Source organism: Methylotenera sp. (assembly GCF_030684185.1).
GTDB lineage: Bacteria > Pseudomonadota > Gammaproteobacteria > Burkholderiales > Methylophilaceae > Methylotenera.
This window is the reverse complement of sequence record NZ_JAUXOY010000012.1, coordinates 58,485-68,705: the sequence shown is the minus strand read 5'-3', so window position 1 is coordinate 68,705 and position 10,221 is coordinate 58,485. Positions and strand designations below refer to the sequence as shown.

The window sequence follows — 10,221 nt, the reverse complement described above, 5'->3', positions numbered from 1 at the left end:
ACTCAATGCCAGCTTACAAAAAGTGCTGAAACCTAAAAAATCCTTCATGGACGATGAGGCTATGATGAAAGTGATATACTTGAACGCACACCGCATCACCAGTAAATGGACAATGCCTGTGCGTGATTGGGGCCTAGCTCTGGGGCAGTTGGCTGTGATGTTCGGCAGCGACAGGGTGGCTCTTTAATGGCAGTTACACAGAATTATGAACGGTCTCATTCTGATAGCTAGGTGTTAGCGAGCTTTTCTAAAGCGCTTCGATTGACAATCTCAACTTGGCCTCTGCCAAGGGAAACGGCACCTTTCTGTTCAAGCCGTTTTAATTGACGACTAACGACTTCGCGTGCTGTTCCGAGTTCATCAGCAATTTGTTGGTGAGTACGTGTAATCTGAGATGATTTTGCATCTAAAAGCACCTTTGCTAAACGCGCATCCAAGCTATGAAAAGCCACTTCATCTAATAGTACGATGAGGTCACTAATAAGCGCGCCGTAATTAGTCATAACAAATTTACGAAATATGGCAGAATCAATCATCAACTGGTGAAATGCTGCGGCAGGAATCAATACATCACGAATAGCTTCTTCCACAACTGTGGAGGCTGGATAGTCACTATTGCCTAAAATGCAAGTAGTTGTAATCACACAGGTTTCACCTGCCGCAACTCTATATAGTAATATTTCACGCCCGCTTGCAGACATTTTATAAACACGTGACTTGCCAGCTAAGCGCATCACATACGCTCCACATGGTGCGCCTTCACGATAGCCAATAGTGCCAATAGGCGCTTCAACAATTCGCGCATATTTTGACAATAAATTGATGGCATGCTCATCTAAACCACTAAGCTCTGGAAATTGTTTTAGCCAAGTAAGCGTGTCATTTGTGTTCTGCATTTAATACTCCAAATTACATTAAGTTGATTTCAAGCATTACTCATTAAATATCACTTCTGAATCAAGCTCTTTAACATTTCTAAACCGAACCCTACACCAAAACCGTTAGTATCACTTTGTATTGCACCTAAACCACTTTTACGGTTTGCGGATGACAAGTCAGTATGTAGCCATGCTACATCATTTTCAATGAATTTGCCTAAAAAGCGGGCGGCATGAATATGGTCTGCACCACCTTCTAGCGTACATTGTTTAATGTCGGCAATATCACTGTCTAAATCGCTATCAAAGTCATCATAGTAAGGAAAAGCAACTACCCGTTCACCAGCAACGCTTCCGGCACCAACTGCTTTGCAGGCCAGTTCTGGACGATTGCTCAATACGCCGCTCATGCGGTCACCAAGTGCAGTCATCATGCTGCCAGTCAATGTTGCAAAGTCCAAAATAGCGTCAGGAAGCTTTCCTTTTATATCGGGGCGACTAGCTAGTGTTAATGTGTCAGCTAATACCATGCGACCTTCAGCATCGGTGTGAACAATTTCAATTGTCATGCCATTTAATGCAGTGACTACGTCATTTTGTTTGTAAGCTAGCGGGCTTATATGGTTTTGTGCAATGGCCAGCCAGCAATCGAGTTTTACAGGTAATTGTTGTTTTGTTGCAGCAAGTAGAATGCCTAGCGCTACTGCACTGCCGTTCATATCTTCATGCATGCCCTGCATATATTTAGCTGGTTTTAGATTATGTCCACCCGTATCAAAACATATACCTTTGCCGACTAATGCAATATGTTTTAGCCGTTCGTGGTGAGCATGTCGAACCCTTGGTTCGTAAGTCAGGCGTACAATCGCAGCATCTTGTGGATTACTGCCTTGTCCTACCGCATAGAAAGCCCCGGCACCCATTTTTTTGAGTGTTGGCATATCAAACTCTTCATGTTTCCAGCCGTAAACTTTGGCTAAAGCAACAATTTTTTCTCGGTAAATGGTCGGTGTGAGTTCATTCGGCGGTGTAATCGTGAGTTGGCGGCAAAGGGTATTGCCTGCAACTCGTGCATTGACATTCGCATAGTCATGATTGGCTTCATAGCCATAGATACTAATGTTTTTTAATGCTTTAAATTTATATTCTTTTTTTCGGCTTGGTAATTCAGCTGAATTTACGCTTGTTACATAATATGCCGCGCAAGCATGTGCCTCTCGCACAGCTTTATCGCCAAATACGCAGATAGCTACATGCTCTGGCTGCTCATCAAGTAAGGGCTTAATCGCTTTGCGCAAGAGTGTATGACTTTGAAACATGTTCAATTTATCGTTCAAAACAACAAAACTGGCGATACCGCCATTTGGTAAATCGAGTGACATTGGTGTTTTGCTGAGGTCTTTGTATTCAGAATTAGTGCGTTTAAGTTTTGCATCTAAAGTATCTTTAAAAGGTAAGTCATTCTCATCTTTTTCGCTGAGTACAAAAAGTATATGTTTTTGTGAAGATAAGGTATTTTCACTACCATTGGATGCAAATTGTGATAATTTTATCGACATTTATTTTCCTCTAACTCTTATATAATATGTAAAACAAAAGTAGCAAATCTAATATGAAATCAGGCTTACATGCACGTTTTAACTTGACCAAAATGGCTAAAAAAGCCACACTATAGCCTTAAATGAAATGTATTTAAGGTAAGTTCTATATAGAACAATCTAATTCACGTTTAGTTGCTACGCGTATAATTTATCTATTTTTATAAATTATACGCGTAGCAACCACAACACGGAGAAATCTCACGTATGGCAACGAATCAACACTCTACGACTATGGGCAAGGGCTTAACTGAAACCGATCCACAAGAAACACAGGAATGGCTAGACGCTCTTACTGCAGTCATTGAAAACGAAGGAACAGAGCGCGCTCACTTCTTGCTTGAAGCGATGATTGATAAAGCGCGTCGTTCAGGTAGCAATCTGCCATATAACGCGACAACTGCCTACGTGAATACTATTCCTACGCACTTGCAAGCCAAGTTGCCTGGCGACCCCGAAATGGAGCGTCGCATACGAGCCTTGGTGCGTTGGAATGCGATTATGACCGTATTGCGTGCCAATGAAAAATCCCCGGGCGTGGGCGGACATATTGCCAGCTTTCAATCGGCGGCTACTTTGTATGATACGGCTTTTAACTACTTTTTTCGTGCAGCTAATGAGAGCTTTGGAGGCGATTGCGTTTATTTCCAAGGCCATTCATCGCCAGGTGTTTACGCGCGTGCCTTTTTGGAAGACCGTATTACCGAAGAGCAATTGACGAACTTCCGCCAAGAAGTCGGCGGTAACGGCTTACCTAGCTATCCGCATCCATGGTTAATGCCAGATTTTTGGCAGTTCCCAACCGTATCGATGGGTTTAGGACCAATTACGGGTATTTACCAGGCGCGTTTCCTGAAGTATCTGCACGACCGTGGGATTGCAGACACTAGTGACCGCAAAGTATGGGTGTTTTGTGGCGATGGCGAGATGGATGAGCCGGAATCATTAGGCGCAATTTCATTGGCTAGCCGTGAAAAGTTAGATAACCTGATTTTTGTCATTAACTGTAACTTACAGCGTTTAGATGGTCCTGTACGTGGTAATGGCAAAATCATCCAGGAGTTGGAATCTGATTTCCGTGGATCTGGCTGGAATGTGTTGAAAGTCGTTTGGGGCTCATATTGGGATCCATTGTTGGCGATGGACAAAGACGGCCTGCTGAAAAAGCGTATGGAAGAGTGCGTGGATGGCGAGTATCAAAACTTTAAACAAAAAGGTGGTGCATATACGCGTGAGCATTTTTTTGGTAAGTACCCAGAATTAAAAGAAATGGTTGCGGCAATGAGCGACCAGGATATTTGGCGCCTGAACCGTGGTGGACATGACCCGCACAAAGTCTATGCAGCTTATCATTCAGCCGTGAACCATAAAGATCAGCCAACCGTGATTTTAGCTAAAACCGTTAAAGGTTACGGCATGGGTGAGGCAGGTGAAGCGCAAAATACTACGCATCAGCAAAAAAGCATGGACTTAACTTCACTTAAACAGTTTAGAGACCGTTTTGATTTGCCGCTTACAGATGAACAAGTTGAGAGCTTGAGTTTCTATAAACCAGCAGCAGATTCACCTGAAATGCAATACATGGCAACACGCCGTGCGGCAATGGGCGGCTCAGTGCCAGCGCGCCGCCGTAAAGGTAATGAGCTTTCCATTCCGCCATTGTCAGCTTTTGAAAACATGCTGGTTTCAACAGGCGAGCGTGAAATTTCTACCACGATGGCGTTTGTACGTATCTTATCAACCTTGGTGCGAGATAAGCAAATTGGTAAATATGTGGTGCCGATTGTGCCAGATGAAGCCCGTACTTTCGGCATGGAAGGCATGTTCCGTCAGTTGGGTATTTATGCCAGCCAAGGCCAGCTGTACGAGCCTATGGATTCTGACCAGGTGATGTATTACAAAGAATCTAAAGATGGTCAGATTTTAGAAGAAGGGATTAACGAAGCTGGTTCATTTTCCAGCTGGATTGCAGCCGCCACGTCATACAGCGTGACGGGCGTGCAGATGATACCGTTCTATATTTTCTATTCAATGTTCGGTTTCCAACGGATTGGCGATTTGGCTTGGGCAGCGGGCGATTCACGTGCTCGGGGCTTCTTGCTTGGTGCGACTGCTGGGAGAACCACTCTGAATGGTGAAGGTTTACAACATGAAGACGGCCATAGCCATTTGATGTCGGCCACGATTCCTAACTGTATTTCTTATGACCCAACGTTTGCTTATGAGTTAGCCGTGATTATTCAGGAAGGCTTGCGCCGCATGGTGCAAAATCAAGAAGATGTTTACTACTACATTACCTTGATGAACGAAAACTACACGCATCCAGAAATGCCGAAAGGTTCTGAGGCTGGCATCCTTAAAGGCATTTACAACTTTAGTAAATCAAAGGCTAAAGGAGAAAAAGTGCAGTTGATGGGTAGTGGTGTGATTTTACGCGAGGTCATTGCTGCGGCAGAGTTGCTAGAAAAAGACTGGGGTATTTCAGCTGATGTTTGGAGCGTAACTAGCTTTAATGAACTACGTCGTGATGGGCTGGATGCCGAACGCTGGAATATGCTCAACCCTGAGAAGCCGCAAAGATTAAGTTACGTGGCAGAGGTGATGAAGGGCGCGCAAGGGCCAACCATTGCATCAACCGACTACATGAAATCTTTTGCTGAGCAAATTGCAGGCTTTGTGCCAGGTAAGTTTGTAGCGCTGGGCACTGATGGATATGGCCGCTCAGACAGCCGCGAAGCACTCCGCAGCTTCTTTGAGGTTGATAAATACTACGTTGTTGTCGCATCGCTTAAAGCACTGGCTGACGAAGGTAAATTACCTGCAAGCAAAGTAAGCGAAGCGATTAAAAAATACCAGTTAGATGCTGACAAGCCTAACCCAACGACAGTTTAAGGACACGCACACATGGCAATTCAAGACATCCTTGTCCCCGATATCGGCAACTTTGATAGTGTCGATGTCATTGAAGTTTTAGTTAAAGCTGGTGACACAGTCGCTAAGGAAGATTCACTGATTACGGTTGAATCTGACAAAGCTTCTATGGATATTCCATCACCATTTGCAGGCGTGGTAAAAGAAGTCAAAATTAAAGTGGGCGATAAAGCTTCTGAAGGTAGTTTGATTTTAACGATGGATGTTAGTGATGTAGCAGCACCAGTTAAACCAACTGAGGCTAAACCAGAAGCGCAACCTGCTGCAGAAAAGCCAGTGGTGGCAACGGTCGATATTCCAGAACCTAGCCGCCCTGCACCAGAACCACCAAAAACCATAGCACCAGCACAGCAACCTATGCCAGTGGGTGCAAGTGCAGTCGTTGATTCAGGCAAACTTTCGCATGCTAGTCCATCGGTACGTAAATTTGCACGTGAGTTAGGCGTTAATTTAGCGTTTGTTAAAGGTAGCGCGCCTAAGAACCGCATTTTACAGGCAGATGTTCAAGCCTATGTAAAAGGTGAGTTAGGTAAACCGCGTACTGAAAACATGGGTGCTGGCGTAAGCAGTTTTGCTGCCTTGCCTATGCCAGTGATTGATTTCAGTCAGTTTGGTGAAATCGTCAATAAACCTTTATCGCGTATTAAAAAGCTTTCGGGTGCCAATTTGCACCGTAACTGGGTAACTGCACCGCATGTGACGCAATTTGATGAAGCCGATATTACCGACTTGGAAGACTTTAGAAAGTCTATGCAGGCCGATGCTGAAAAACGTGGGGTAAAACTCACTATGTTGGCATTCTTGATTAAAGCTTCAGTTAATGCACTTAAAGCCTATCCAAACTTTAATTCATCTTTATCACCAGACGGCGATAGCTTGATTTTGAAAAACTATTTTAACATCGGCTTTGCTTGTGACACTCCAGATGGTTTGGTTGTGCCAGTCGTTAAAGATGTGCAACAAAAAGACGTGTTAGATATTGCCCGTGATTTAGCCGAACTCTCATCTAAAGCGCGTGAACGCAAGCTGAAAGTTGAAGAAATGCAAGGCGGCTGTTTTACTATATCCAGTCTTGGCGGCATTGGCGGTACTATGTTTACACCCATTATCAACTGCCCGGAAGTCGCGATTTTAGGTGTTTCGCGCTCTAGCATGCAGCCTGTGTATGATGCTAAAACCAAGACTTTTGAGCCGCGTCTAATACTGCCAATGTCACTTTCATACGACCACCGCGTGGTAGATGGCGCCGATGGTGCGCGCTTTACCAGTCATATGCGTATGATGCTGAGTGATGTGCGTAGATTGTTGCTTTAACATTTGTCTCTGAATATTTCCGTCACTCTCGTCAACGCGTGGATGACGGAATAACCTATTATCATCGCTAACCTTCAGATAATGATGATAAAATTAATTTTTAATTTTTAATTTTTAATTTTTAATTTTTGATTCGACTATCATGGCAATCTCCCGATGTAACAAGTGTGGAAACATCACTGAGCATGAACGTGAACTGGTTGGAACCAGTAGTGATTGTGTTCAATGTGGAACTGCAACGTCAGTCTACGACACACACTTTTTTGTTAGTAAACTATCTGACATGTATTTTGCACTGCGAAAAGAGCTGAATGAACTTCGTATACCCTCCAAAGACTCAGCGTCGGGTAATTTAGAAAAGCCTAGCGAAGTTTTTGACATACATAATTCGGATATGTTGAGTTCAGCCGCACAGCATGCCCCAGTCATTGAATGGTTCAAAACAAAAAATATCACTGCTACAGCCAATGTTGATGCGGTTGACACTACGGGTTTTTTTGACGAAGCGGCTGTTGCCATTGGCTCGGACTATGAATTACTTGGCGAAGTATGCGAACGAATTCGTTACGCACAGCAAAAGGAATTTAACAGCAACCTGATTTATCTGGATAAGAAATCTAAAGAAGATGTTAAAGCACTTGAAGCCTTTATCCAGCGTCTGTATGACCACTCTCTAATTGCTCGTTGTATCAGCAATAAGAAAGAGAAAAATATTCGCATTGTCCTGCAAAATGCCCCCAGTGTAAGGCGTTTTTTTGCAGGAGATTGGCTGGAATGGTATGCGCTTATGATAGGTTTAAGGATATGCCAAGAGCGTAAAGTTGAGTACTCATGCGCCAGAAACATGACGCTTTCGTTTCCATCTAACGAAAAAAGAGAGCTGGACGTATTTTTTCTTATCAATAAAACGCTGCCACTTTATATTGAATGTAAGGCTGGGGATTTTCGGCAGGAACTTGATAAATACGTAGCACTTCGTAAACGCTTACATATAGACCAGAGTTGCTTCATTCTTTGTGTGGCTGATCTGGATAGCGAGCAATGTAAGGGTTTAAGTGCTATGTATGGTATGACTTTCGTCAACACCCAAACGCTAGGGCAACATCTTTTAACACTGTTTTAACAGTAACTGATTTTAAGGCACAAACTCAACCACCACCTCGCGGTTATCCGCCTGCCCTGTTTCATCTACCGCACGTAATACATAATGCCCGGCTTGTTGTGGTGTCCATGCTATGCCCGTGCCCGCCTCACTTTTTGCGATAAAGCTATTGTTTGCAAACCAGTAAATTGCACCCTGGCCACCACGGCTGGCTTTTAGCGCGATGGTTTCTGGTTTGCTTAGGCGTATGGTGTAAACCACGCCTCTTAGTGGAGAAGTGATTTGCGGCTTATCGTCTATTGTTTGATTGGTTTTATTCCCGCATGCTGCAGGTAAGGTTGGCGGTACGCGGCGCGGCATCCCGGCTTCTCGGAATAGGCGCAGCATGTCTGAGCTCCAGAACTCGATGATTTCTTCTTTAGTGTTCGCTCCTGCGCTACAGACGACTTGGTTGGTGGTGTTATCAAAGTAAACGGGTCTGTGCAGGGTGCTGACTTTAATCGGTGATTTTCCTGGAATAAACCACGTTTCGCCAAGATTTTTACAGTATTGGTTAGGTAAGTCACCACTTGCGGTGCAGACTTTTACTTTGGTTAAGCCGCGAGGCGGCATGGCTTCCAATTCGGTTTGCGGATTTAATAAGCGTTGGTGGCGTAGGCTATCTAAAATTTGAAAGAATAACGGTGCGGCGGTTTTAATGCCTATAAATGATGGATTGGATTTTCCGTCAAAATTGCCTATCCACACGGCTAACACATTATTGCCGCTTACGCCTATTGTCCAGGCGTCGTGAAAGCCCCATGATGTGCCGGTTTTCCATGCGGTTTTGTAACGGTCTGGTTCGCCTGTGTCCGGACGCGGGTTTTGCCGTAGCATATCTAGCGTAATATAGGCTGACTCTTCACTCAATAGCGGGAAAGTGGCGGCATTGTTCCTGGTTAAGCTAAAGGGAGCAAAGCGACCGTGGTTAGCCAGCATCGCATATAAACTCACTAATTCTTCCATGGTCAGCTCGCCGCCGCCCAACGCCAATGCCAGCCCATAGTGAGATTCACTTTTTAATTTACTCACGCCAGCATTTTTTAAAAAGTCATATAAACTCGGCTGACTAAGCCTTGCGGCTAAGCTCACGGCTGGCACATTGCGCGAGCGTATCAGTGCCTCTGTTGCGGTAATTGGACCTATGAAGCGGCCATCAAAATTCTCCGGGCTGTATGGGCCAAAGCTGGTGGGAGCATCTTTTAGCACGCTGGCTGGATGAATTAAACTTTGATCCATTGCCAAGCCGTAAATGAAGGGTTTTAAGGTTGAGCCAGGGGACCGCTTGGCAGCGGTGCCATTCACCTGGCCATAAATCTCGGCATTAAAGTAATCCGCTGAACCCGCCAATGCTTTCACTTGCATGGTTTTTGCGTCATACAGCATGGCGCTTACGTTGTTAATGCCAATATTTTTATTGTTGGCGATATAACTAGCAATCATGCGTTCTAGTGTGGCCTGTGCGTGAAGGTTTAAGCCGGATTCGATGTTCGGCTGGTTATGGTTTTCAGCTAACAGGGCATCAGTGAAATGCGGTGCCAGGAATGGTAAATGGCGGATTGGTAAGTTGTTGACCCCCTTTAACTTTTTATTGGCTCGCATGGGTTGTGCGGGCAAGGCCATATCCACACTATATTTTGCGTCTTGCGGATGGCCAGCCAGCCAATTTTTCCATAGGCGTGAGCGGGCTTCATTTAGCGGTGTATTTTTGTGGGTTATGCTCAGGCGTTTGTTTGGGTTTTGCGGAATAACTGCAAGTGTTATCGCCTCAGGCAGGTTTATACGGCTGGCTGGTTTGTTAAAATAAAATAAACTGGCCGTTGCAATGCCTTTGATGTTGCCGCCATAGGGCGCGATATTTAAATAGGCTTCTAAAATTTCACGTTTGGAATAGCGACATTCAAGCCAAATAGCAGCTAGTATTTGTTTTGCTTTACCTGAAATGTTGCGTGAGTCTATACCGTATAAGCCGCGCGCTAGTTGCATACTGATGGTGGAAGCTCCCTGGCGTGAGTTGCCTGAATAAGTACGTACCATGCCACGTAGCAGTGAGATAGGGTTGACGCCAAAATGCCAGTCAAAATAACTGTCTTCATAAAGTTTAACGGCGTCTATCGCGTTGGGAGCGATGTCCGATAGTGGCACCCATAGCTGGTACTGGGCATCTTGCGCCAGGGTTATTCTTAATAATGTGCCATCAGCGGCGTAAATGGCAGTGGAGTGAGGGATTAGGTCAGCTAATGCTGGTTTGGGGTAAAGACGCAGGACGGTTAGCACTAAGGCTAGAAGAGCAACGGCGATAAGCGTTTTTTTTAATAAACTGGCTAATCGCCGTTGTTTGAATGCCATAAATTTTATC

General features: G+C 44.6%; 6 protein-coding genes and 1 pseudogene. 4 read left to right on the top strand and 3 right to left on the bottom strand.

Annotation, left to right across the window (positions count from 1 at the left end; all coding sequences use genetic code 11):
* Nucleotides 1-187, top strand: a pseudogene (locus Q8J82_RS02365) (IS256 family transposase); the annotation flags it as partial.
* A 40-nt stretch (nt 188-227) separates the two neighbouring features.
* On the opposite strand, the gene Q8J82_RS02360 reads toward Q8J82_RS02365, so the two are convergent.
* Together Q8J82_RS02360 and Q8J82_RS02355 are read right to left on the bottom strand one after the other, a co-directional pair.
* Nucleotides 228-896, bottom strand: a complete 669-nt coding sequence (locus Q8J82_RS02360; protein ID WP_304890371.1) for a Crp/Fnr family transcriptional regulator — start codon at nt 894-896, stop codon at nt 228-230.
* A 50-nt stretch (nt 897-946) separates the two neighbouring features.
* On the bottom strand, nt 947-2,437 hold the full coding sequence (locus Q8J82_RS02355) for a leucyl aminopeptidase family protein (protein WP_305327700.1): 1,491 nt from the start codon (nt 2,435-2,437) through the stop codon (nt 947-949).
* Between the two features lie 246 nt (nt 2,438-2,683).
* Here Q8J82_RS02355 and aceE point away from each other — a divergent pair, with 246 nt between their 5' ends.
* The 3 genes from aceE to Q8J82_RS02340 all read left to right on the top strand — a co-directional run bounded on the left by aceE (nt 2,684) and on the right by Q8J82_RS02340 (nt 7,844).
* Entirely contained in the window at nt 2,684-5,368 is a 2,685-nt protein-coding gene (gene aceE, locus Q8J82_RS02350) for a pyruvate dehydrogenase (acetyl-transferring), homodimeric type (protein WP_305326731.1), read from the top strand.
* Between the two features lie 12 nt (nt 5,369-5,380).
* The gene (aceF, locus tag Q8J82_RS02345) at nt 5,381-6,721 is read left to right on the top strand and encodes a dihydrolipoyllysine-residue acetyltransferase (RefSeq protein ID WP_304890368.1); all 1,341 of its coding nucleotides are present in this window, start codon (nt 5,381-5,383) and stop codon (nt 6,719-6,721) included.
* 142 nt (nt 6,722-6,863) lie between these two features.
* On the top strand, nt 6,864-7,844 hold the full coding sequence (locus Q8J82_RS02340; RefSeq protein ID WP_305327699.1) for a hypothetical protein: 981 nt from the start codon (nt 6,864-6,866) through the stop codon (nt 7,842-7,844).
* A 12-nt stretch (nt 7,845-7,856) separates the two neighbouring features.
* Here the strand turns inward: Q8J82_RS02340 and pbpC are convergent, their stop codons facing one another.
* A complete protein-coding gene (pbpC, locus tag Q8J82_RS02335; RefSeq protein WP_305327698.1) occupies nt 7,857-10,211 on the bottom strand; it encodes a penicillin-binding protein 1C in 2,355 nt (784 codons plus the stop codon).
* Between the last annotated feature and the right edge of the window lie 10 nt (nt 10,212-10,221).

Bases quoted from the DNA above. Each gene is read 5' to 3' on its own strand.
- Q8J82_RS02360 (WP_304890371.1), bottom strand. From the start codon at position 896: ATGCAGAACACAAATGACACGCTTACTTGGCTAAAACAATTTCCAGAG.
- Q8J82_RS02355 (WP_305327700.1), bottom strand. From the start codon at position 2,437: ATGTCGATAAAATTATCACAATTTGCATCCAATGGTAGTGAAAATACC.
- aceE (WP_305326731.1), top strand. From the start codon at position 2,684: ATGGCAACGAATCAACACTCTACGACTATGGGCAAGGGCTTAACTGAA.
- aceF (WP_304890368.1), top strand. From the start codon at position 5,381: ATGGCAATTCAAGACATCCTTGTCCCCGATATCGGCAACTTTGATAGT.
- Q8J82_RS02340 (WP_305327699.1), top strand. From the start codon at position 6,864: ATGGCAATCTCCCGATGTAACAAGTGTGGAAACATCACTGAGCATGAA.
- pbpC (WP_305327698.1), bottom strand. From the start codon at position 10,211: ATGGCATTCAAACAACGGCGATTAGCCAGTTTATTAAAAAAAACGCTT.